The 22,107-nt window shown below is 71.0% G+C and carries 21 protein-coding genes and 3 pseudogenes; 11 read left to right on the forward strand and 13 right to left on the reverse strand.

Going from position 1 to position 22,107, the window contains the following annotated elements:
* The 4 genes from KWI83_RS19250 to KWI83_RS19265 are packed head-to-tail and all read right to left on the reverse strand — an operon-like array spanning position 1 to position 3,186.
* Positions 1-423, reverse strand: a complete 423-nt coding sequence (locus KWI83_RS19250) for a Fur family transcriptional regulator (RefSeq protein ID WP_218515593.1) — start codon at positions 421-423, stop codon at positions 1-3.
* A 59-nt stretch (positions 424-482) separates the two neighbouring features.
* Positions 483-1,385, reverse strand: coding sequence for a metal ABC transporter permease (locus KWI83_RS19255; RefSeq protein WP_218515594.1), 903 nt, complete (start codon positions 1,383-1,385; stop codon positions 483-485).
* Positions 1,385-2,131 carry a metal ABC transporter ATP-binding protein gene (locus KWI83_RS19260; protein WP_218515667.1) on the reverse strand — a complete coding sequence of 249 codons (747 nt, stop codon included), beginning with the start codon at positions 2,129-2,131 and terminating at the stop codon, positions 1,385-1,387. The genes KWI83_RS19255 and KWI83_RS19260 overlap by 1 nt, the downstream gene beginning before the upstream one ends.
* A 38-nt stretch (positions 2,132-2,169) precedes the next feature.
* Positions 2,170-3,186, reverse strand: coding sequence for a zinc ABC transporter substrate-binding protein (locus tag KWI83_RS19265; protein ID WP_218515595.1), 1,017 nt, complete (start codon positions 3,184-3,186; stop codon positions 2,170-2,172).
* A 160-nt stretch (positions 3,187-3,346) separates the two neighbouring features.
* On the opposite strand from KWI83_RS19265, the gene KWI83_RS19270 reads away from it, so the two are divergent.
* The 4 genes from KWI83_RS19270 to KWI83_RS19285 all read left to right on the forward strand — a co-directional run bounded on the left by KWI83_RS19270 (position 3,347) and on the right by KWI83_RS19285 (position 7,186).
* Positions 3,347-4,729, forward strand: a complete 1,383-nt coding sequence (locus KWI83_RS19270) for a glycine--tRNA ligase (RefSeq protein ID WP_218515596.1) — start codon at positions 3,347-3,349, stop codon at positions 4,727-4,729.
* A gap of 89 nt (positions 4,730-4,818) precedes the next feature.
* Positions 4,819-5,433 (forward strand): LysE family translocator, encoded by a 615-nt coding sequence (locus tag KWI83_RS19275; protein ID WP_218515597.1) that lies wholly within the window; start codon positions 4,819-4,821, stop codon positions 5,431-5,433.
* A 117-nt stretch (positions 5,434-5,550) separates the two neighbouring features.
* Positions 5,551-6,573, forward strand: a complete 1,023-nt coding sequence (locus KWI83_RS19280; RefSeq protein ID WP_218515598.1) for an aldo/keto reductase — start codon at positions 5,551-5,553, stop codon at positions 6,571-6,573.
* Positions 6,574-6,598: 25 nt separating this feature from the next.
* Positions 6,599-7,186 carry a TetR family transcriptional regulator gene (locus KWI83_RS19285; protein ID WP_218515599.1) on the forward strand — a complete coding sequence of 196 codons (588 nt, stop codon included), beginning with the start codon at positions 6,599-6,601 and terminating at the stop codon, positions 7,184-7,186.
* A gap of 16 nt (positions 7,187-7,202) precedes the next feature.
* Here KWI83_RS19285 and KWI83_RS19290 read toward each other — a convergent pair whose 3' ends face one another.
* Complete coding sequence (locus KWI83_RS19290; protein WP_218515600.1) at positions 7,203-7,406, reverse strand: hypothetical protein; 204 nt, start codon at positions 7,404-7,406, stop codon at positions 7,203-7,205.
* A gap of 128 nt (positions 7,407-7,534) precedes the next feature.
* Positions 7,535-7,793, reverse strand: a pseudogene (locus tag KWI83_RS19295) (MFS transporter); the annotation flags it as partial.
* Between KWI83_RS19295 and KWI83_RS40335 the strand changes: the two are divergent.
* Positions 7,744-7,953: pseudogene (locus KWI83_RS40335) on the forward strand (XRE family transcriptional regulator); the annotation flags it as partial. The pseudogenes KWI83_RS19295 and KWI83_RS40335 sit on opposite strands and share 50 nt — an antisense overlap.
* A gap of 224 nt (positions 7,954-8,177) precedes the next feature.
* On the opposite strand, the gene cyaB reads toward KWI83_RS40335, so the two are convergent.
* The 3 genes from cyaB to KWI83_RS38770 are packed head-to-tail and all read right to left on the reverse strand — an operon-like array spanning position 8,178 to position 9,603.
* Complete coding sequence (cyaB, locus tag KWI83_RS19300; RefSeq protein WP_218515668.1) at positions 8,178-8,735, reverse strand: class IV adenylate cyclase; 558 nt, start codon at positions 8,733-8,735, stop codon at positions 8,178-8,180.
* A gap of 17 nt (positions 8,736-8,752) precedes the next feature.
* On the reverse strand, positions 8,753-9,256 hold the full coding sequence (locus KWI83_RS38765; protein ID WP_256362500.1) for a hypothetical protein: 504 nt from the start codon (positions 9,254-9,256) through the stop codon (positions 8,753-8,755).
* Positions 9,160-9,603, reverse strand: coding sequence for a helix-turn-helix transcriptional regulator (locus tag KWI83_RS38770; RefSeq protein WP_308122109.1), 444 nt, complete (start codon positions 9,601-9,603; stop codon positions 9,160-9,162). Before KWI83_RS38770 ends, KWI83_RS38765 begins: the two co-directional genes overlap by 97 nt.
* 167 nt (positions 9,604-9,770) lie before the next feature.
* On the opposite strand from KWI83_RS38770, the gene KWI83_RS19310 reads away from it, so the two are divergent.
* The 3 genes from KWI83_RS19310 to KWI83_RS19320 are packed head-to-tail and all read left to right on the forward strand — an operon-like array spanning position 9,771 to position 10,512.
* Positions 9,771-10,127: a hypothetical protein gene (locus tag KWI83_RS19310; RefSeq protein ID WP_218515601.1), complete on the forward strand. Its 357-nt coding sequence runs from the start codon at positions 9,771-9,773 to the stop codon at positions 10,125-10,127.
* Positions 10,124-10,318 carry a hypothetical protein gene (locus KWI83_RS19315; protein ID WP_218515602.1) on the forward strand — a complete coding sequence of 65 codons (195 nt, stop codon included), beginning with the start codon at positions 10,124-10,126 and terminating at the stop codon, positions 10,316-10,318. Before KWI83_RS19310 ends, KWI83_RS19315 begins: the two co-directional genes overlap by 4 nt.
* Complete coding sequence (locus KWI83_RS19320; protein ID WP_218515603.1) at positions 10,318-10,512, forward strand: hypothetical protein; 195 nt, start codon at positions 10,318-10,320, stop codon at positions 10,510-10,512. The genes KWI83_RS19315 and KWI83_RS19320 overlap by 1 nt, the downstream gene beginning before the upstream one ends.
* 195 nt (positions 10,513-10,707) lie before the next feature.
* Here KWI83_RS19320 and KWI83_RS38775 read toward each other — a convergent pair.
* Positions 10,708-10,782: pseudogene (locus tag KWI83_RS38775) on the reverse strand (MFS transporter); the annotation flags it as partial.
* Between the two features lie 84 nt (positions 10,783-10,866).
* On the opposite strand from KWI83_RS38775, the gene dusB reads away from it, so the two are divergent.
* Positions 10,867-12,000, forward strand: coding sequence for a tRNA dihydrouridine synthase DusB (gene dusB, locus KWI83_RS19325; protein ID WP_218515604.1), 1,134 nt, complete (start codon positions 10,867-10,869; stop codon positions 11,998-12,000).
* On the opposite strand, the gene KWI83_RS19330 is transcribed toward dusB, so the two are convergent.
* From KWI83_RS19330 to KWI83_RS38780, 3 genes are all read right to left on the reverse strand, one after another.
* On the reverse strand, positions 12,001-13,776 hold the full coding sequence (locus KWI83_RS19330; protein WP_256362527.1) for a CDP-alcohol phosphatidyltransferase: 1,776 nt from the start codon (positions 13,774-13,776) through the stop codon (positions 12,001-12,003). It abuts the gene before it with no gap.
* A 108-nt stretch (positions 13,777-13,884) separates the two neighbouring features.
* The gene (locus tag KWI83_RS19335) at positions 13,885-15,822 is read right to left on the reverse strand and encodes a glycogen debranching N-terminal domain-containing protein (protein ID WP_218515606.1); all 1,938 of its coding nucleotides are present in this window, start codon (positions 15,820-15,822) and stop codon (positions 13,885-13,887) included.
* On the reverse strand, positions 15,819-17,543 hold the full coding sequence (locus KWI83_RS38780; protein WP_308122110.1) for a hypothetical protein: 1,725 nt from the start codon (positions 17,541-17,543) through the stop codon (positions 15,819-15,821). Before KWI83_RS38780 ends, KWI83_RS19335 begins: the two co-directional genes overlap by 4 nt.
* A gap of 120 nt (positions 17,544-17,663) precedes the next feature.
* Between KWI83_RS38780 and KWI83_RS19350 the strand changes: the two genes are divergently transcribed.
* Together KWI83_RS19350 and ppdK are read left to right on the forward strand one after the other, a co-directional pair.
* Positions 17,664-18,872, forward strand: coding sequence for an ROK family protein (locus KWI83_RS19350; RefSeq protein WP_218515607.1), 1,209 nt, complete (start codon positions 17,664-17,666; stop codon positions 18,870-18,872).
* A 416-nt stretch (positions 18,873-19,288) separates the two neighbouring features.
* Entirely contained in the window at positions 19,289-22,036 is a 2,748-nt protein-coding gene (ppdK, locus tag KWI83_RS19355) for a pyruvate, phosphate dikinase (protein ID WP_218515608.1), read from the forward strand.
* Positions 22,037-22,107 lie beyond the last annotated feature (71 nt).

Raw genomic sequence — 22,107 nt, forward strand, 5'->3', positions numbered from 1 at the left:
TCAGCCCCGCTCGGCCGCCGCCGCGCAGTCCGCGCAGGTGCCGAAGATCTCCACCGTGTGCGCCACGTTGACGTAGCCGTGCTCGGCGGCGATGGTCTCCGCCCACGTCTCCACCGCGGGGCCCTCCACCTCGACGGCCTTGCCGCAGGTGCGGCAGACCAGGTGGTGGTGGTGTTCGCCGGTGGAGCAGCGGCGGTAGACGGACTCGCCGTCGGAGGTGCGCAGCACGTCGACCTCGCCGGCCTCGGCGAGGGACTGCAGGGTGCGGTAGACCGTGGTGAGCCCGACGGCGTCGCCCTTGTGCTTGAGCATGTCGTGCAGTTCCTGCGCGCTGCGGAACTCGTCGACCTCGTCCAGGGCTGCCGCCACGGCGGCACGCTGCCGGGTGGCGCGGCCCTTCACGGGCGGTCCAGCGGTGGTCACCGGTTGCCTCCTTGCCTCTGCGTCTGCCGGGCCATTGTGCCAGCCCGGACTGTGCGCAGTCAGACGCCGACCTCGTCCCCGGCTGCCCGCGTGGCCGGAATCGCATACTCCGCCGGGTCCCCGGAGGGGTGCGTGGCAGCCAGCGCCCGCGCGCGCCGCCGGGCCAGCGGAGCCGCCAGCGCGGTCAGCACGACGAACGCGCCGATGGTCAGCAGCACGATGGTCGCGCCGGGCGGAACGTCCTGGTAGTACGAGGTGACCGTGCCGCCGAGGGTCACGGACACGCCGATCGCGACCGCGATCGCGAAGGTCGCCGCGAAGCTGCGGGTGAGCTGCTGGGCGGCGGCCACCGGCACCACCATCAGCGCCGACACCAGCAGCAGGCCGACCACCCGCATCGCCACGGTGACCGTCACCGCCGCGGTGATCGCCGTCAGCAGGTTCAGCGCCCGCACCGGAAGCCCCGTCACCCGCGCGAACTCCTCGTCCTGGCTGACCGCGAACAGCTGCCGGCGCAGCCCGAGGGTGACCACGACCACGAACGCGGCGAGGACGCAGATCGCGGTGACGTCCGACTCGCTCACCGTCGACAGGGAGCCGAAGAGGTACGACGTGAGGTTCGCGTTGGAACCGGTCGGCGCGAGGTTGATGAACATCACGCCGCCGGCCATACCGCCGTAGAAGAGCATGGCGAGGGCGATGTCGCCGCGGGTCTTGCCGAACCAGCGGATCAGCTCCATGAGCACCGCGCCGATGATGGAGACCAGGGTCGCCATCCACACCGGCGACCAGGAGAGCAGAAAGCCCAGGCCGACGCCGGTCATGGCGACATGGCCGATGCCGTCGCCCATCAGGGCCTGGCGGCGCTGTACGAGGTAGATGCCGATCGCGGGAGCGGTGATGCCGACCAGGACCGCGGCGAGCAGGGCCCGCTGCATGAAGGCGTAGTCGAGGATGTCCATCAGCTGAGCAGTCCCGTGCGGATCGGTTCGGCGCCGTGCGCCGCGTGCGGGTGTACGTGGTCGTGGCCGGGCAGGGCGTGCTGGCCGACCGCCTTCGGGGGCGGGCCGTCGTGCAGGACGCAGCCGTCGCGCAGGACGACCGCCCGTTCGATGAGGGGCTCCAGGGGGCCGAGTTCGTGCATGACCACCAGGACCGTCGTACCGGCCGCGACCTGGTCCCGCAGCGTCCGCGCCAGCACCTCCTGGCTGTGCAGGTCGACGCCCGCCATCGGCTCGTCCATGATCAGCAGCTCGGGTTCGGAGGCGAGGGCGCGGGCGATCAGCACCCGCTGGTGCTGGCCGCCGGAGAGAGCGTTGACGGAGTCCTTGGCCCGGTCCGCCATGCCGACCAGCTCCAGGGCCCGGCGTACGGCCTCGTGGTCCGCCTTGCGGAAGACCCCGAAGCGGGTGCGGGACAGGCGCCCCGCGGAGACGACCTCGGTCACCGTGGCGGGCACCCCGCCCGCGGCCGTCGTGCGCTGCGGGACGTACCCGACGCGCGCCCAGTCGCGGAACCGGCGCCGCGGGGTGCCGAACAGCTCGATCTCCCCGGCGCTCACCGGCACCTGGCCGATGATGCCGCGCACCGCTGTCGACTTGCCGGAGCCGTTCGCGCCCAGCAGCGCGACGACCTCACCGCGCCGCACGGTGAGGTCGATGCCGTGCAGGACGGGCCGCGAGCCCAGCTCGGCGCGTACGCCACGCATCGATATGACGGGCTCGCTCACAGGGGCCTCCGTAACGATCACTTGGCGCCGAGGGCCGTCCGCAGCGCCTTGAGGTTGGACTCCATGACCTGGAAGTAGTCGTCGCCCTTGGACTTGTCGGTGATGCCCTCCAGCGGGTCGAGGACGTCCGTCTTCAGGCCCGCGTCCTTGGCGAGGGTCTTCGCGGTCTTGTCGCTCACCAGTGTCTCGTAGAAGACGGTGGTGACGCCGTCGGCCTTGGCCTCGTCCTGGAGTTCCTTGATCCGGGCGGGGCTGGGCTCGCTCTCCGGGTCGAGGCCGGAGATGGCCTCCTGGGTCAGGCCGTAGCGCTCGGCCAGGTAGCCGAAGGCCGCGTGGTTGGTGAAGAAGACCTTGGTCGTGGTGTTCTGCAGGCCCTCCGTGTACGCGGTGTTGAGCGCGTCCAGCTTCTTGACCAGGTCCTCGGTGTTCTTCCTGTAGTCGGCCGCGTGGTCCGGGTCGGCCTTCTCGAAGGCCGCGCCGACGCCGCTCGCGACCTCGGCGTACTTGACCGGGTCGAGCCAGACGTGCGGGTCGAGGGCGTGCTCCTCCTCCCCGGACTCCGCGTGCTCCTCCTCGCCGGCGTGCTCCTCCTCGCCGGCGTGCTCGTGCTCGACGTCGCCGTGGTCCTCCAGCTTGGTGAGCGTGGCCGCGTCGATCTTCGTCTTGACGTCGGTCTGGGCGACCGCCTCGTCGACGGCGGGCTGGAGGGTCTTGAGGTAGAGGATCGCGTCCGCCTCGCCGAGCTCGGCGGTCTGCTTGGTGCTGAGCTCCAGGTCGTGCGGTTCCTGACCGGGCTGGGTCAGGCTGGTGACGTTCACATGGTCCCCGCCGATCTGCTCGGCGAGGAACTGCATCGGGTAGAACGAGGCGACGACGTCGAACTTGTCCGTGCTCTCCGCGGTGCCCGCCGTGCCCCCGCTGCCCGCGTTGCTCGCGTTGCCCGTGCTCGTGCTGTCGCTGGAGCAGGCGGAGACGGCAGTGAGGCTGAGGGCGGCCAGCGCTGCCGTGGGTATCAGGCGTCGTCGTATGTTCATGAGAGTCATTTTCAACAAATCTGGAAACCGTTGTCAACAAAGGTCCGGTTTGCTTCAGGGGGGAGCCCGATTTGGTTCAGGGGGAGTCCGCGCCGGTAACCTGAAGCATTCGCTGGAAGCATCTCGCTTCGTCGCCCGTCGTCGTAATGAAGAGAGCACCGTGGCCGCCGACAAGATCGACACCATCGTCAGCCTGAGCAAGCGCCGTGGCTTCGTTTTCCCCTGCAGTGAGATCTACGGCGGTCAGCGTGCCGCCTGGGACTACGGCCCCCTGGGTGTCGAGCTCAAGGAGAACCTCAAGCGCCAGTGGTGGCGCTACATGGTGACGTCGCGCGAGGACGTCGTCGGTATCGACTCGTCCGTCATCCTGGCCCCCGAGGTCTGGGTCGCCTCCGGTCACGTCGCCACCTTCACCGACCCGCTCACCGAGTGCACCTCCTGCCACAAGCGGTTCCGCGCGGACCACCTGGAGGAGGCGTACGAGGAGAAGAAGGGCCGTGCCCCCGAGAACGGCCTCGCCGACATCAACTGCCCGAACTGCGGCACCAAGGGCCAGTTCACCGAGCCCAAGCAGTTCTCCGGCCTGCTGTCGACGCACCTCGGCCCGACGCAGGACTCCGGCTCCATCGCCTATCTGCGGCCCGAGACCGCGCAGGGCATCTTCACCAACTTCGCCCAGGTGCAGACCACCTCGCGCCGCAAGCCGCCGTTCGGCATCGCCCAGATGGGCAAGTCGTTCCGCAACGAGATCACGCCGGGCAACTTCATCTTCCGCACCCGTGAGTTCGAGCAGATGGAGATGGAGTTCTTCGTCAAGCCGGGCGAGGACGAGAAGTGGCACGAGTACTGGATGGAGCAGCGCTGGAACTGGTACACCGGCCTGGGTCTCCGTGAGGAGAACATGCGCTGGTACGAGCACCCCAAGGAGAAGCTCTCCCACTACTCCAAGCGCACCGCCGACATCGAGTACCGCTTCCAGTTCGGCGGCAGCGAGTGGGGCGAGCTGGAGGGCGTCGCCAACCGCACCGACTACGACCTCGGCGCCCACTCCAAGGCCTCCGGCCAGGACCTCTCCTACTACGACCAGGAGGCCCAGGAGCGCTGGACGCCGTACGTCATCGAGCCCGCGGCCGGTGTCGGCCGGGCGATGCTCGCCTTCCTGCTCGACGCCTACGTCGAGGACGAGGCGCCCAACGCCAAGGGCAAGATGGAGAAGCGCACGGTGCTGCGCCTGGACCACCGCCTGGCTCCCGTGAAGGTCGCGGTGCTCCCACTGTCCCGTAACCCGGAGCTGTCCCCGAAGGCCAAGGGCCTCGCCCAGACGCTGCGCCAGAACTGGAACATCGAGTTCGACGACGCGGGCGCCATCGGCCGCCGTTACCGGCGCCAGGACGAGATCGGTACGCCGTACTGCGTGACGGTCGACTTCGACACGCTGGAGGACAACGCGGTGACCGTGCGCGAGCGGGACTCGATGAAGCAGGAACGCGTGTCGCTGGACCAGATCGAGGGGTACCTGGCCTCGCGTCTGCTGGGCTGCTAGGGCGCTCCGCGACTCAAGGCCGACTGGCCCCCGATACAGGCTCCTCTGTGGACCTGTATCGGGGGCCGTCGCGCTACCAGGGTGGCCCCATGAACCTCGCGTTTCTGCTGACCACCCTCATCGTCGTCGTCACCCCCGGCACCGGCCTCGTCTACACCCTCGCCGCCGGGCTCTCCCGTGGGCGGCGGGCGAGTGTCGCCGCCGCCTTCGGGTGCACGCTGGCGATCGTGCCGCACGTGCTGGCCACCGTCACCGGCGTCGCCGCGCTGCTGCACGCAAGCGCCACCGCCTTCCAGGTCCTCAAGTACGCCGGTGTCGCCTACCTCCTCTACATGGCCTGGGCGACGGTGCGGGAGAAGGGCACGATCGACGTCGGCCGGGAGGGCGCCCCGCCCGCCACCTCGGGGCGGGTGATCGTGCGGGCCGTGCTGATCAACCTGCTCAACCCCAAGGTGACGATCTTCTTCCTGGCGTTCCTGCCCCAGTTCGTGAGCCCCGCCGAGCCGCACGCGGTGCCCCGGATGCTGGCGCTGGGCGGTGTGTTCATGCTGGTGACCTTCGTCGTGTTCGTCGCCTTCGGGCTGCTTGCGGCGTCCGTGCGCAGCCATGTCGTGTCCCGGCCGCGCGTGATGACCTGGCTGCGCCGGACGTTCGCGGGATCGTTCGTGGCGCTGGGGGCGAAGCTGGCGTTCACGGCGCGCTGAGCGGGCCCGCACAGGGGCTGACGAATGACAGGTGACAGATAACAGTGACAGACAGCAGTGACAGATAACAGCTGACAGATATTGAAATCTGTCAGCTGTTAGGGCAAGGTGGGGGACATGACGATGCAAACGCGCACTCTCGGAACCACCGGCCCCCAGGTCTCCGCCCTCGGCCTCGGCTGCATGGGCATGTCCGCCCTGTACGGCGAGGCGGACCGGGCCGAATCCATCGCCACCGTCCACGCCGCCCTGGAGGCCGGTGTCACCCTGCTCGACACCGGCGACTTCTACGGCATGGGCCACAACGAGCTGCTGATCGGCGAGGCCCTGCGCGCCGCGCCCGCCGCCCGGCGGGAACAGGCGCTGCTCAGCGTGAAGTTCGGCGCCCTGCGCGACCCGGACGGCGGCTGGACGGGCTACGACGGCCGCCCGGCCGCCGTGAAGAACTTCGCCGCCTACTCGCTCCAGCGCCTCGGCGTCGACCACATCGACGTCTACCGGATCGCCCGCCTCGACCCGGACGTGCCGATCGAGGAGACGGTCGGCGCGATCGCGGAACTGGTCGAGAAGGGGCACGTCCGGCACATCGGCCTCAGCGAGGTCGGCGCCGAGACGATCCGCCGGGCCGCCGCCACCGCCCCGATCGCGGACCTGCAGATCGAGTACTCGCTGATCTCGCGCGGCATCGAGGCCGAGATCCTGCCGACCACCCGCGAACTGGGCATCGGCGTCACGGCGTACGGCGTGCTCTCGCGCGGGCTGATCTCCGGCCACTTCACCGCCGACCGGAAGCTCGCCGCGAACGACTTCCGGGCGCTGTCCCCCCGCTTCCAGGGGGAGAACCTCCAGCACAACCTGAACCTGGTGGAGGCGCTGCGGAAGATCGCCGAGCAGAAGGGCGTGAGCGTCGCGCAGATCGCCATCGCCTGGGTGCTCACGCGGGGCTCGCAGCACAACAACGACATCGTGCCGCTGGTCGGCGCCCGCCGCCGGGACCGGCTGACGGAGGCGCTGGGCGCGCTGGACGTCACGCTGGACGCGGCCGACCTGCGGGCGATCGAGGAGGCCGTCCCGGCGGACGCGGCGGCGGGCGACCGTTACCCGACGCAGCAGATGGCGCACCTCGACAGCGAACGCTGATCCGGGCACGAGGTACGGTCACCTCATGTCCCCGACCAGCGAAACCCTGACCGCCGAGCGCATCCTCGAAACGACCGAGGAGGTGCTGCGCCGCCACGGCCCGGCCAAGGCCACCGTGGTCGACGTGGCCCGCGCGCTCGGCGTCAGCCACGGCAGCGTCTACCGGCACTTCCGCACCAAGGCGGCCCTGCGGGAGGCGGTCACGAAGCGGTGGCTGGACCGTACGTCCGAGGCGCTGGCCGGGATCGTCGCCGCGGACCGTGACCCCGAGGCGCGGCTGCGGGACTGGCTGCGGGGGCTGTTCGACGCCAAGCGCCGCAAGGCGGGCGACGATCCGGAGCTGTTCGCGACGTACATGGTGCTGACCGGCGAGAGCAGTGAGGCGGTCCCGGACCACATAGCCGATCTCATCGCCCAGTTGACCCGGATCGTCGAGGCGGGGGTGGCGGCGGGCACCTTCGCGTCCGGCGACCCGGAGACCACGGCCCGAGCGGTGTTCCATGCCACGGGGCGCTTCCACGACCCCTGTTACGCACCCGAGTGGGCACAGCCGGAGGCGGAGGCGGACTTCGCGGCGTTGGTGGAGCTGGTGGTGCGGGGGCTGCGGGCCTGACGCCGACAGGTCCTGGCTAGGCGCCCGGGTCCACCGTCGCCTGATGCGCCTCCGCGAGGTGCTCCTCCGCCTTCAGCCAGGGCAGGAACTGCGCACCCCGCCGCCAGCCGCACGTGTCGCACCGGATCGTGCGCTGCACACCGGTGCGCTGGACGCGGACCACGTGCTCGCGTCCGTGCTGGTCCCACCGGCTGACCTTGCTCGTGTCGATCTGCGCCATGACGCCTCCAGCGTCCGGTCCGGCGATCCGTTCGTGCGGTGGTGCAGCAAGGAGTGTGCAGCAGGATCAACATCAACAGGGATCTCTTCACACCGAGTTGGCCAAGCTGTGCCCTCGCGTCGCCCGGCTCACCCGACCGCGCGCGGCAGGCGCAGGCTCAGCAGACCGGTGACGGCGGTCCCGGCGAGCTGCACGAGAAGCGTGGTGACACGGGCGTTCCGCATGCCCAGCGCCGGGACCAGGGAGAGGAACAGGGTGCCGAGGGTGGCCACGCCCAACGCCAGTGAGGACGGCTGGGTGGTGATCATCACGCCGCTGCCGACGCCAGGCCCGGGCGGTGGGCACCTCGGAGAGCACGACGCGGAGTACGACAGGCAGAGAACCGGCAGCGGTACGACCCCGGGAAGCCGACATCCGACGGCACGAACTCGCCACATTCCTGCGCAGCCGCCGCGAGCGGATCGCCCCCGAGCAGGTCGGCCTGCCCCATCGCGGCCGCCGACGCCGCACCCCCGGCCTGCGCCGCGAGGAGGTCGCACAGCTCTCCCGGTACGACGCCCTTGCCGACCTCGGGTACGCGGTCGTGGAGGGCGGCACGGAGGCCTGGGAGCGGCGCGAGTACACCGGCGACGAGGGCGGCACCTACTTCCTCGGCACCACCGCCGTTCGGCCGCTACGCACCGACGAGCTGGCCGCCCAGGCGACGGACCCGATAGACGCCCAACCAAGCGCCCGGCACCTCACCCGGAGGGCCGGGCGCTGCTGCACCGGTCAGGCCCCCCGCTGGGCCGCCACCGCGCCCGTGTACGTCTCCCGTGTCAGGTCCTCCGCCCCGATGCCCAGTTCGGCGAGCACCGCGCGGATGTCGTCCAGGGCCGCGGACACCTGGTCCTCGTCGACGAGCGTCTCGACCTCCAGGAACGTGCCATCGATCTCCGGCACCCGTACGAGCGTGGCGAGCATGCGCCGACCGCGAGCGGTGAAGTCGTAGTTGCGGCATCGCTTCTCGAACGCGATCAGCTCCACATGCCCCAGCCCCCGCAGGATGGCGTGCGCCTGGTCGGCGTCCTCGACCCGGGTCTCGTGCTCGGGCTTCGACCCCGAGTCCTCGTCGACCGCCGCGCCCTTCCACGTGAGCACCGTGCGTGTGCCGTCCGCGCCATGCACGGTGCGCACCCGCAGTTCCTCGCCCGCCTTCTCCAGCGACCCGTCCGGCCGGTCGTAGTACGTGTCCCGGTACACCTCGACGCGGGCCTCGGCGCGCTCCTCCAACTGCCGCATCACCTGCTCGGGCGCGTGCACCTGGGCCTTCAACTCCGCCTCGATCACCAGCACTTCCCCTCTCGTCAGACTGTGCGCTGCGCGCCGTCGATGACTGCGTCGAACATCCGCCGAAACCCCCTGTACAGCGGGCCGTGTGGCGTCTCCATGACCTTGTACAGGGCCGACTCGTGGCCTTCCCACCCGGCATCGAACGCGCCGACGAACATGGTCCCGTCGGTGCGGATGAGCCGCCACGTCGGGAGCATCCGGTACCGCCACACGCCGACATCGCCCGCGTCCGCGAGTTCCCGCAGACGCGCCTCAGCGAGCCGCACCCCCGACGCGAGGGACTCGGCGGACTCCCCGATCTCCGCCGCGCGGCGCGTCAGGGCGTCGCTGTCGGGGTCGAGGAGAGCGACCCGGACGCGGAGACCCATCCCGCCCTGTTCGCGCGGCAGGCAGGCGCGCAGCAGCGAATCGTTGAGGCCGATCAGCCCGAGGCCGCGCACGGCGAGCACGTCCAACTCAGTGGCTTCGCGGGCCTGCTGCTGGATCTCCTCGGCTGCGGAGTTCTGCGCGGCGTACACGCGGACGACTTCGGGGAACGCCGCCAGGTCGAATGCGACCCCGCCGTGCGGCGTTCGCGACCGGCGGCCAGGCCGAGGAGGTGGCGGGCGTCGTCGGGCATGTGGAGTCCGTCGGCGATCCGCTCGTACACGTCCAGCCGGGATACCTCGCGCCGCCCGCTGATGATCTCGGAGACGCGGGCCTGTGTCATGCCGGTCGCCGTGGCGATGCGGGTCTGGCTGGCGCCGGCGTACTGCTGCGCGTGTCGGAACACGGCGCCTATGTCGCGGGCTCTGAGGGCTTGGCGTACTTCGGCGCGTTCCCATGCCCAGTCGGGCAGTTGGATCGGCTCCAGTGCAGTTCCCACCGCGCGGCCCCCGGTATCGCGTACGGGATGGAAAGTCATCCCACGGTGAGATTACCGGTGGGGGATCGAGTCGCCACTACGCGTCACAGGATCCTGGCCGAATCGTGTGAACCTCGGCGGCCTGGCAGGGCCCCGGGGCGTGGCCAACGCTGTAGAGGAGCGTCGACATGACGAACGTTACTGCCCCACCCCCGGGGCGCCCACAGGGCGCAAGCAGCGTGCTCGCCCTGCTCCCACTACCGCGCCCCGACAGCCTCACCGAGCAGCAGGTGCGAGGCACCGCCTGCGTCTGGGACGGCATCCCTCTCGCGATGGGTGTTGCCGTCGACCTCGGCCCGCGCCGCATGAAGCGCCTCGACGGGCACTACCCGTGGTTCCCGCGCGCCTGCCCGGCTTGCGTGCGTGCCGCCGCCCAACAGGTCCACGACCATCACTCGGGCACGTGCGAGCAGTGCGTCGACGACCCCACCCAATGCGACACCCGCCGCGCCCTGCGCCGCCTCGCCCTGGAAGGACGGCCGTGACCAACACCGCCCCTCCGGCCACCGAACTCACCCCGGCGCAAGTCGCGTACCTCGCGCTCGCCGACCACTGCATCACCTCCCCCTGCGGCAAGCCCGACTGGCACGGCGACACACCCGTCCACCGGCCGTGTGACACGGCCGAGGACCTGTACCAGGCGTGGCGGCAGCGCTGGCGAGAGGAGCGGGGCTGATGTACCGCGGACGCTGCAATCAGCCGATCAAACCTGGCGAGCCGTACGAGACGGCCCACAACGTCGGCGCCACCGGGCCAGGTGCGATCGTTCACCTGCACAAGGAACTCTGCCGGCGGGCCCCGCACCAGTCCGAGCAGGTGCCGTACGCCACTGACCACCGCTCCCGGCAGCGACGCCGACCGCGCTGGTAGCGGGAGGGTGGCCGCCCCTGCGTCCCACGTCGGGGCGGCCACTCGGTGAAGCTTGGGCCCCTGCCGGCATGGTCAGTGGGTGTTGCTGGAGGCGTGAGGGCCGCGTGATGTGCGTCCGCGGCTCCGACGCACAAGGCCCCGGTCCGGCCGCTGCTGCTGACCAGCAACAACAACCCACGCGCGGTGGCCCCCACCGAGGCCCACGATCAGCAGACTCACGCAGCAGATCGCGAGGACCAGCAGGCGTCGGCGAGGGCTGAGCTCCGGCATGTGGTCCATCGTACGTCGATTTCGATAGTGTGCCTAACTAATCAATTTTACCGTCCCACTGCCTGCGCACGGCACAATGGAGGAATGTCCACGCCCCTGCAGATCGGTCCGCACACCGTCCAGCCGCCCGTCGTCCTGGCCCCCATGGCCGGGATCACCAACGCGCCCTTCCGCACCCTGTGCCGGGAGTTCAGCGGCGGCAAGGGCCTGTTCGTGAGCGAGATGATCACGACCCGGGCGCTGGTCGAGCGCAACGAGAAGACCATGCAGCTGGTCCACTTCGACGCGACCGAGAAGCCGCGCTCGATCCAGCTGTACGGCGTGGACCCGGCGACCGTCGGCAAGGCCGTCCGCATGATCGCGGAGGAGGACCTGGCCGACCACATCGACCTGAACTTCGGCTGCCCGGTGCCGAAGGTGACCCGCAAGGGCGGCGGCTCCGCGCTGCCGTACAAGCGCAACCTGCTCCGCGCCATCCTCCGGGAAGCGGTCTCCGGGGCCGGTGACCTGCCCGTCACCATGAAGATGCGCAAGGGCATCGACGACGACCACATCACCTACCTCGACGCCGGCCGGATCGCCGTCGAGGAGGGCGTCACCGCCATCGCCCTGCACGGCCGTACCGCCGCCCAGCACTACGGCGGCACCGCCGACTGGGACGCCATCGCCCGGCTGAAGGAGCATGTGCCTCAGATCCCCGTGCTCGGCAACGGCGACATCTGGTCGGCCGAGGACGCGGTGCGGATGGTGGAGCAGACCGGCTGCGACGGGGTCGTGGTCGGGCGGGGGTGCCTCGGGCGGCCGTGGCTGTTCGCCGATCTGGTGGCCGCCTTCGAGGGGCGTCCTCAGGACATCGCGCGGCCCACGCTCCGCGAGGTCGCCGACGTCATGGTGCGGCACGCCACCCTGCTCGGTGAGTGGATCGGCGACGAGTCGCGCGGCGTCATCGACTTCCGCAAGCACGTCGCCTGGTATCTGAAGGGCTTCGCGGTCGGCTCGGAGATGCGCAAGCGGCTCGCCATCACCTCCTCGCTCGACGAACTGCGCGCCGGGCTGGACGAGTTGGACCTCGACCAGCCCTGGCCCGCCGGTGCCGACGGCCCTCGCGGCCGTACGTCCGGCAACAACCGCGTCGTCCTGCCGGACGGCTGGCTGAAGGACCCGTACGACTGCGCGGGGATCGGCGAGGACGCCGAGCTGGACACCTCCGGCGGCTGATCAGTCCTTCTTCCCCGACGGGACCTTCCCCGACGGAACCTTCCCCGACGGGATCGAGCCGTACGCCGTCAGGAAGCGGTCCCGGAAGTCGCTCATCTTCCACACCGGCGCGTCCTGCGCGGGCCGCAGCCCGTCCGACCAGCCCCAGCCCGCGATCCTGTCCAGCACCTTCGGGTCCTTCGCGACGATCGACACCGGCACGTCCCGGCCCGCGTCATAGCCGCTGACCCGGACGATGGGCTGGTGGTCGCCGAGGAAGACAAGGACGGTGTCCTCGGTGCCGTACCGCTCGAGCCACTGGGTGAGGCTGGTCACGGAGTACTCGATGGACCTGCCGTACTCCTCCTTCGACCGGGTGCCGTCGGCGATGATGTCCGCCGGATCGGTGCCCGCCTTCTCGATGGGGCCGAAGAGCGAGCCGTCGCCGAGGTCCTCCCAGTCGACCATCTTCGGCAGCGGCGACCACGGCTGGTGACTGGACGTCAGGATGACCTCCGCCATCAGCGGCTTGTCGCGCCGCTTGCCGTGCTCCAGCCGCTGGAACGCCTCCAGCGTGTACTGGTCCGGCATCGTCGACCAGCTGAACTTCGGTCCCTTGTAGCCGAGTTCGAAGGCGTCGTACACGTGGTCCAGCCCGTAGAACTTCGCCTCCGGCCAGCCCTTCTGCACACCCGGCATGATCCCGACGGTCCGCCAGTCGCCGGTCTTCTGGAACGCCTTGGTGAGGGTGAGATGGTCCCCGGAGGTGACGGTCGCGTAGCGCTGCTGGCTGTCGACCCACAGCCCGGACAGGAACGTGGAGTGGCCGAGCCAGCTGCTGCCGCCGAACGTCGCGGAGGTCAGCCAGCCGCTCTTCGCGGCGAAACCCGCCTCGGTGAGGGCCTCGGTGCCGGTGTCGAGGGTCCGCCGGACGCCGGGGGAGATCAGTGGATCCTCGATCGCCTTGCGGCCGTAGGACTCGATGAAGGTGAAGATGACGTCCTTGCCGCGCAGATCCGGTACGAGCTGCTCGCCGGGTGTGTCGGCGAAGACGTCCGCCCTCGCCTCCCGTGCGAACGCCGCCTCGTCCCGCAGCGTCGCCTGCACCCGGAGCACTCGGCTCTGAGTCAGCGCCGCCGCGTTGCCGGCCGCGATCGGCAGCCCGGCCAACTGCAGGCCCAGCGCGGACGTCAGCGTCCATACGACGGCCGCGGCGAGCGTCGAGCGGACGGCGACCGTGCGGTGCCGGACGAGCAGGTTGCTCATCCGGACCGTCGCCAGCGTCATCACAGCGCCGAGGAGGACGACCAGCGCGACGGCGCCGATCGCGAGCGCGATGGCTCCGGCGGCGCCCATCGTGTCCTTCGTGTACGCCTGGGCGTCGTCGAGCAGACCCCAGTCGAGGACGAGGTTGAAGCCCCGGCCGAGGTATTCGTTGAAGCCCATGTCGAGCAGGTTCAGCGCGGTCAACGCGGCGAGCCCGAGCCCGGCGACGACGGCGGCCACCAGCCGGGCACGGCGCGGCAGCACCAGCAGCACGGCGGCCCCGATGATCGCCTCCACCGGGATGCGCAGGAACGTGCCCGCCGTCATGGTCTGCAGGGTGTTGGGCAGGAGCAGCGCGATGAGGACCAGGGCCGCGGAGAGGCCGGTGGCGGTGCGGCTCAGGACGCGGATGGTGGCGGGGTGGGCGGTGCGCCGGCGGGTGAGGGGGCCTGCGGGGGGCGGGGGCTCGGTGCCGTCCGGTGCGTCATCGGTCGTGTGCCGTGGTTGACGCGTGAAGACAGCCACCCGCAGGTCCCTCCGTACGAAAACGCTGTGCGGCGGCGGACCCGGCGTGGGGGAACGGGTCCGCCGCCCTCTCGTACGGCCCGCCGCCCCACTCCGTTCACCCGCGACGGAAACTCACGCGCCCCCGACCGCCGTCAGCAGCGCCAGCGGCGCCGCCGCCGACCGTGACTCCCGTACGCACGCGTGCGGATACGGCACCGGCTCGGCGTGTGTGTCCCGGCCGTACCCGGCGAGGACCTCCGGCAGCCGGTGCCCGGTCGCGGTCGCCGCGTCGACCAGCGCGTGGGCGACCGCTCGGGCCTCGTCGTGCAGGCCGTAGCGCGCCAGGCCGAGGGTGATCAGCGCGTTGTCGTGTGGCCAGACCGAGCCGCGGTGGTACGACAGCGGGTGGTACGCCGCCTGCCCGGCCGCCAGCGTGCGCACGCCCCAGCCGGAGAAGAAGTCGGGTTCGAGGAGCCGCCGGCCGACGGCCTCGCCGTACTCCTTGTCGAGCAGCCCGGACCACAGCAGATGCCCGGCGTCCGAGGCCAGCGCGTCCACCTGGCGGCCGTCGCCGTCCAGGGCGAGGGCGGGGAAGGACCGGTCCGGCATCCAGAAGTCCCGCTGGAAACGGTCGCGCAGGTCACCGGCCGCCTGCTCCAGCAGCGCCGCGTACGTCTCGTCGTCCCACGCCGTGCGGGCCAGCCACGCCGTGCGGCGCAGCGCGTCGTACGCGTAGCCCTGCGCGCCCGCCGCCATCACCGGGCCGGTCGGGCGGGTGCCGTCGGCGGAGCAGATGGCGCCGGGGGAGTCCTTCCAGTTCTGGTTGGCGAGGCCGCCCCGGTCGGCGCGGTAGACGAGATAGCCGCGCGAGGTCAGCCCGCCGTGGTCCAGCATCCAGCCGACGGCCGCGCGCGCGTGCGGCTCCAGGCGGCGGGCCAGGCCGGTGTCGCCGGTCTGTTCGACGTACGACCCGAGCAGCACCAGGAACAGCGGGGTGGCGTCCACCGAGCCGTAGTAACGCCCGTACGGCACCTGCCCGAAGTGCGCCAGTTCGCCGTGCCGCACCTCGTGCACGATCTTGCCGGGCTGGGCGACCGAACCGGCGTCCGTCCCGGTCGCCTGCGTGGCGGCGAGGGCGGGGAGGGTGGCGGCGGCCAGCTGCGGGCGGTAGGGGAGGGCGAAGAGGGAGGTCAGGAGGGCGTCGCGGCCCAGCAGGGTCAGGAACCAGGGGGCTCCGGCGGCCGGGACGCGCAGCTCCTCGCCGTCCGGGCCGGTGGCCGGGACCTGGAGCGCGGCGAGGTCGGCGAGGCCCCGCGCGCAGGCCGCCGCCAGCTCCGGCCAGCCGGTCGGGAAGGCGACGCCCTCGACGAAACTGCCCTCCAACGCGAGGAGTTGCTCGTTGACGGCGCCGGGGGAGCGGGGCACGCGCAGCGCGCGCTTCTCGCCGTGCGGGCGGGCGATGACACGAAGGGTCAGTTCGGCCGTCGCGTGTGGTGCGAGATCGAGGGTCCATACGAGGCGGCGGGCGCCCGTGCCGGTCTCCTCCACGGCGTCCGGGGCGGGGTCGGCGGTCACCGTCGTACGGGATCGCCACTCGCCGCGCCGGTAGGTGAACTCCACGCCGTCCTCGACGACCCGGCGGGAGCGGACGGCGCCGGTCTTGGCGTACGTACGGTGGTCGGAGCGCAGCTCGAACTGGTCGGCGAAGTCGGCGTCGACGGTGAGCGCGAGGCGCACCGTGACCGGCACCGGGCGGTTGCTGGTGACGCGCAGCAGCTCCACGAACGAGCTGTCCCCGGCGGCCTGTTCCCGGAAGATCGCGTACGCCGACGGCTCCTGCCGACCGCCGCGCGGGACGAGGACACAGCGGGCGGTGTCCCCGTCGGCCACGGGACTCAGCGCCTCGGGCACGGCCCCGTCGACGGTGAGCTGCCAGCGGCTCAGATGCCGGGCGTCGCGGACGAACAGGCCGTCCGGTGAGCTGCCGCCCCGTACGCCGCTGATGTCCCCGCCGTCGCCGACGGCGGCGAACGTCCCGCCGTGCACGAGCAGATGATGCCGGTCCGTCATCCCCGGTCCCCTCCCTTGGCTCCGTTGGCGCCCTTGGCTTGAAGTAGGTCGAGCGTGAGCGCGGCGGTCCAGCTGAAGCCGGTCGCCCCGCAGGCCTCGCCGGTGTGCGGGTCCACGTACTCCGCGAACCCGGAGGCGTCGGCGGTGTCGATCATCGCGTCGCGCAGGGCGTCGGCCCGCTCGCACGCGCCGTGCACCCTGAGCCCTCGCTCCACCAGCCAGCCCGTGTTGAACCACGCGGGCCCACGCCAGTACCGGTGCGGGTCGAAGGCCTCACCGAGCAGGTCGTAACTGGGCACGAGACGAGCCCCGAAGTGCGGCCCGTCAAGCGTGCGCACGAGGGCGGCGGCGATGTCGCGGGGGAGGGTGGGGAGGAGGAGCGGGACGAGGCCGGAGACGCTGCGTTCGGGGATGAGGGGCGCGGCCGGTGAGCGGTGCTCTGTTGGGTGAGCGGTGCTCCGGAGGCCGCCTGGGGCTGTGGCGTGAGCACTGCTTGGTGGGCGGTGCTCTGCGGGGTGAGCGGTGCTTTCGGGGCGGTGCTCACTGGCGCGAGCGATGCTTTGCGGGGAGCGGTGCTCTGCGGTGCGAGCGCTGCTCGCGGTGCGTCGCTCCTCATCAGGGGCGCTGCTGGCGGAGCGTCGCTCCACATCAGGAGCGCTGCTCGCGGAGCCACGCTGCACCCCAGGAGCGCTGCTCGCGGGGCGCCGCTCCCCATCGAGAACGCCGCTCTCGCCTCGCCCACCCCCCACGTCCCGGCAGAAGAACATCCCCGCCCCCGCATCCCACAACCGCTCGATCAGCACCCCCGTCAGCCGCTCCGCCCGCGCGTGCCGGGCCGTGCCCGTTGCGCCCAGTTCCCTCGCGATCCGGGCCAGCGCGTGCTCCGAGGCGATCAGCAGCGCGTTGAACGCCGGGTCCTCCACGGCGAAGTCGCTCACTCCGGCGCCCCGTCCCCCACCCGGCCCATCCCGGTACCCCCGCTCCCGGTAGTCCGTCGCCAGCCGCACATACCGCCCGTAGTCCAGGTCCGTCGGCCGGTCCTCGGGTGCGCCGTGGGCGAGGTCGGCGCGGCGGAAGGAGCGGGCCGGGGCCGGGGTGACGCGGGCGAGCGGGGCGTCCCAGCAGGGGCTGTTGTCCATGCCCTGCTCCCAGGGGTGCACCACCGAGGCGAGCCCCGCGCCGCCCAGGTCGCGCTGGTGCAGCAGGTAGCGGTGCCAGGCCGCCAGCCGCGGGTACACCCCGGCGAGAAAGCCGCGCGCCCGCGACAGCCCCGGATCGGCGCAGTGCACCAGCCACGCCGCCAGCGCGTGCACCGGTGGCTGCACGATGCCGGAGGTCTGTACGGTGCGCGGGGCGCCCGCAGCGCGCCCCGCGGTCGAGGAGCGCCAGAAGTCGGGGCTCGGGAAGTACGCGTCCAGCGGCACGGAGGGGTTGAAGACGATGTGCGGGATCCGCCCGTCGCCCCACTGCGCGGCCAGCAGCGTCTCCAGCTCCGTCTGCGCCCGTAACGGCGACACGTGCCGCAGCCCGATCGCGATGAACCCCGAGTCCCAGGACCACTGGTGCGGATACAGCCCGCGCGAAGGCACGGTCGACGTTCCGGTCCAGTTGTCCGCCAGCACCCGCTCGGCCCTGAGGTGCGGTGACTGCGCCTCAGTGCCGGGATCGTATGCGATCGAGCGCTGTGCCGGGCGGTCGGTGACGCGGGCGGTGCGATCCACTCGGGGCTCCCCGAAAGACGCCGGTTGGGCCGGTTCGGCCTCGGCTACCGTAGAGTTACGTCTATTTAACACGCAAAACCCACTATGTAATGCAGGGTTGGGAAACACAAGGGGGTGCGCATGTCCGGACGCCACACGACCCAGGCCAGCGCCGGCGAGCTGCTCGAACTCGTGCGCAGCGGCCGCGCCACCACCCGTGGCGCACTCCAGCAGGTCACCGGCCTGTCCCGGGCCACCGTCGGCCAGCGCCTGGACCGCCTCTTCCGCGCGGGCTGGCTGCGCGAGGGCGCCGGCGGCCCGGTGGACTCCCCGCTCGGCGGCCGCCCTGCCATCACCCTGGAGTTCGACGACGAGCACGCGGTCGTCCTCGCCGCCGACCTCGACACCCGCCACGCCCGCGTGGCCGTCCTCTCCCTGACCGGCGAGATCCTCGCCGAACACGGCGGCACGCTGGTCATCGAGGACGGCCCGGAGCAGGTACTCGGCGAACTCGGCCGCTGGTTCGCGGAGTTGCTGCAGAAGTCCGGCCACGGCGCCGAAGAGGTCTGCGGCATCGGCCTCGCGGTCCCCGGCCCGGTCGACACCGACACCGGCCGGGTGGTGCAGCCGCCGATCATGCCGGGCTGGGACGGCTACGACATACGCGGCCGCCTGGCCAGGTCGTTCACCGACCACACGGGTGCCGCGCCGGTCCCCGTCCTGGTCGACAACGACGCGAACCTCATGGCGTACGGCGAACAGCGCACCGGCCACCCCGACTGCTCGGCGTTCGTCCTCGTCAAGGTCTCCACCGGCATCGGCGCGGGCGTCGTCGTCGACGGCTCGGTCTACCGGGGCATCGACGGCGGCGCCGGGGACATCGGCCACATCCGGGTGCCGGAGGGCGCCGACGCGCTGTGCCGGTGTGGTTCGTACGGCTGTCTGGCCGCCGTCGCCAGCGGGGGTGCCGTGGCCCGGCGGCTGGCCGAGGCCGGGGTGCCGGCGGCGTCCGGCTCGGACGTGCGGGAGCTGCTGGCGGCCGGGCATCCGGAGGCCGTGGGCCTGGCACGGGAGGCCGGGCGCCGGGTCGGGGACGTACTGGCGACGGTCGTCACCCTGCTGAACCCCGGTGTCCTGATGATCGCGGGGGATTTGGCCGGAACCCCCTTCCTGACCGGCGTGCGGGAACTGCTGTACCAGCGGGCACTGCCGCGCTCCACGGCCCGGCTGGACGTCGTGACCTCGCGGCTGGGGGACCGGGCGGGGCTGGTGGGGGCGGGTGCGCTGGTCGTGGAGCACCTGTACGCGCCGGAGCGGGTGGAGGAGCGGCTGCGGGCGCTGGGGGTGTGACGGGCGCGTTTCCGTCTCCCTGCGACGTCCGCATGACGTCCGCATGGTGAAATCCCGCTGGCTGTGGCAGCGTGATTCTCGCCACCCTTGATAAGGGTTGCGCTCAGATGAGCGGATCTTGGGCGACTGCACTTCTCCAAGGGGTGGCACTCAGTGCCACCTTATGATCGTTCATCGATCGAAATCAGACGTGCTGGATACCGCTCATACGAGCACAATGCCTGGCCTGTCGGCGAGGCTGCGTTCAAGAAGTGAAAACATCGGCCCGTCACCGCTTACCAAGCTTTGACTTTCAATCCGGTGGCGGACAACTGGTTACAGGCTCATGTCGCACAAGTAGACGTACCCAGGCGCCTTCGATCTGGGTATGTTCCTCGCCGTCAGGGCAGCCACCGCGTCCTCGAGGAGTCGAGACCGTGTCGGAAAACAAAGATCCCCAGGTAGCCGAATCCGGCAAGAGTGTTGAGGGCGTGAAGTTCGTTTACGACTTCACCGAGGGCAACAAGGACCTCAAGGACCTCCTCGGCGGCAAGGGCGCGAACCTCGCCGAGATGACCAACCTGGGCCTTCCCGTCCCTCCGGGCTTCACCATCACCACCGAGGCCTGCAAGGTCTACCTCGACAGTGGCGAGGAGCCCGCGGCACTGCGTGACGAGGTGAGTGCGCACCTCGACGCGCTGGAGCAGAAGATGGGCAAGAAGCTCGGTCAGGCCGACAACCCCCTCCTCGTGTCGGTCCGCTCGGGTGCCAAGTTCTCCATGCCCGGCATGATGGACACCGTCCTCAACATCGGTCTCTCCGACAAGTCCGTGCAGGGCCTGGCCAAGCAGGCCGGCGACGAGCGGTTCGCCTGGGACTCGTACCGCCGCCTCATCCAGATGTTCGGCAAGACCGTCCTCGGCGTCGACGGCGACCTCTTCGAGGAGGCGCTGGAGAAGGCCAAGGAGGCCAAGAAGGTCGCGGTCGACACCGAGCTGGAGGCCGCGGACCTGAAGAAGCTCGTCACCGCCTTCAAGAAGATCGTCAAGAAGGAGGCGGGCCGCGACTTCCCGCAGGACCCGCGCGAGCAGATGGACCTCGCCATCAAGGCGGTCTTCGACTCCTGGAACGGCGACCGGGCCAAGCTCTACCGCCGCCAGGAGCGCATCCCGCACGACCTCGGCACGGCCGTCAACGTCTGCTCGATGGTCTTCGGCAACCTGGGCCCGGACTCCGGGACTGGTGTGGCGTTCACCAGGGACCCCGCCAGCGGCCACCAGGGCGTCTACGGCGACTACCTGCAGAACGCCCAGGGCGAGGACGTCGTGGCGGGCATCCGCAACACGGTCCCGCTCGCGGAGCTGGAACGGATCGACAAGAAGTCGTACGACCAGCTGATGCAGATCATGGAGACGCTGGAGAACCACTACAAGGACCTGTGCGACATCGAGTTCACGATCGAGCGCGGTCAGCTGTGGATGCTCCAGACCCGCGTGGGCAAGCGCACCGCGGGTGCCGCCTTCCGCATCGCCACGCAGCTGGTGGACCAGGGCCTGATCGACGAGGCCGAGGCCCTGCAGCGCGTCACCGGCGCCCAGCTCGCCCAGCTGATGTTCCCCCGTTTCGACGAGAGCGCCAAGGTCGAGCAGGTCGGCCGGGGCATCGCGGCGTCGCCGGGCGCGGCGGTCGGCAAGGCGGTCTTCGACTCGTACACCGCGGTGAAGTGGTCCCGTTCGGGCGAGAAGGTCATCCTGATCCGCCGCGAGACGAACCCCGACGACCTGGACGGCATGATCGCGGCGGAGGGCATCCTCACCTCGCGCGGCGGCAAGACCTCCCACGCGGCCGTCGTGGCCCGCGGCATGGGCAAGACCTGCGTCTGCGGCGCGGAGGAGCTGGAGGTCGACACCAAGCGCCGCCGGATGACGGTGCCGGGCGGGCACGTCGTCGAGGAGGGCGACCTCATCTCCATCGACGGCTCGACGGGCAAGGTCTACCTGGGCGAGGTCCCGGTGGTCCCCTCCCCGGTCGTCGAGTACTTCGAGGGCCGGATGCACGCGGGCGCCGACGACGCCGACGAGCTGGTCGAGGCCGTCCACCGCATCATGGCGTTCGCGGACCGCAAGCGCAGGCTGCGCGTGCGCGCCAACGCGGACAACGCCGAGGACGCGCTGCGGGCCCGCCGCTTCGGCGCGCAGGGCATCGGCCTGTGCCGCACGGAGCACATGTTCCTCGGCGACCGCCGCGAGCTGGTGGAGCGGCTCATCCTCGCGGACACGGAGGCGGAGCGCGAGGAGTCCCTGAAGGAGCTCCTCCCGCTGCAGAAGCAGGACTTCGTCGAACTCTTCGAGGCGATGGACGGCCTCCCGGTCACCGTCCGTCTCCTGGACCCCCCGCTGCACGAGTTCCTCCCCGACATCACGGAGCTGTCGGTCCGCGTGGCGCTGGCGGAGTCCCGCCAGGAGCCGCACGAGAACGAACTGCGCCTGCTCCAGGCGGTCCACCGCCTGCACGAGCAGAACCCGATGCTGGGCCTGCGGGGCGTCCGGCTGGGCCTGGTCATCCCCGGTCTGTTCACGATGCAGGTACGGGCCATCGCCGAGGCCGCGGCCGAGCGCAAGGCGGCGAAGGGCGACCCGCGCGCCGAGATCATGATCCCGCTGGTCGGCACGGTGCAGGAGCTGGAGATCGTCCGCGAGGAGGCCGACCAGGTCGTCGCCGAGGTCGAGGCGGCGACGGGCACCGAGCTGAAGCTGGCGATCGGCACGATGATCGAACTCCCGCGCGCCGCGCTGACCGCCGGTCAGATCGCGGAGGCGGCGGAGTTCTTCAGCTTCGGCACGAACGACCTCACGCAGACGGTGTGGGGCTTCAGCCGGGACGACGTGGAGGCCTCGTTCTTCACGGCGTACCTGGAGAAGGGCATCTTCGGCGTCTCCCCGTTCGAGACGATCGACAAGGACGGCGTGGGCTCGCTGGTCGCCGCGGCGGCGAAGGCGGGCCGGGAGACCCGCCCCGACCTGAAGCTCGGTGTCTGCGGCGAGCACGGCGGAGACCCGGAGTCCGTCCACTTCTTCCACGAGGTGGGGCTGGACTACGTCTCCTGCTCGCCGTTCCGGATCCCGGTGGCGCGACTGGAGGCGGGCCGGGCGGCGTCGCAGTCGGCGGGGAGCGACCACCGCTGACCTGACCACAGGGTCCAAGGACCCCGGAACCGCCGTTGATCCCCGACCTTCACGATCCGGCGGCGGTTCCG

It is taken from the genome of Streptomyces sp. TRM70350, assembly GCF_019219825.1.
Lineage (GTDB): Bacteria > Actinomycetota > Actinomycetes > Streptomycetales > Streptomycetaceae > Streptomyces.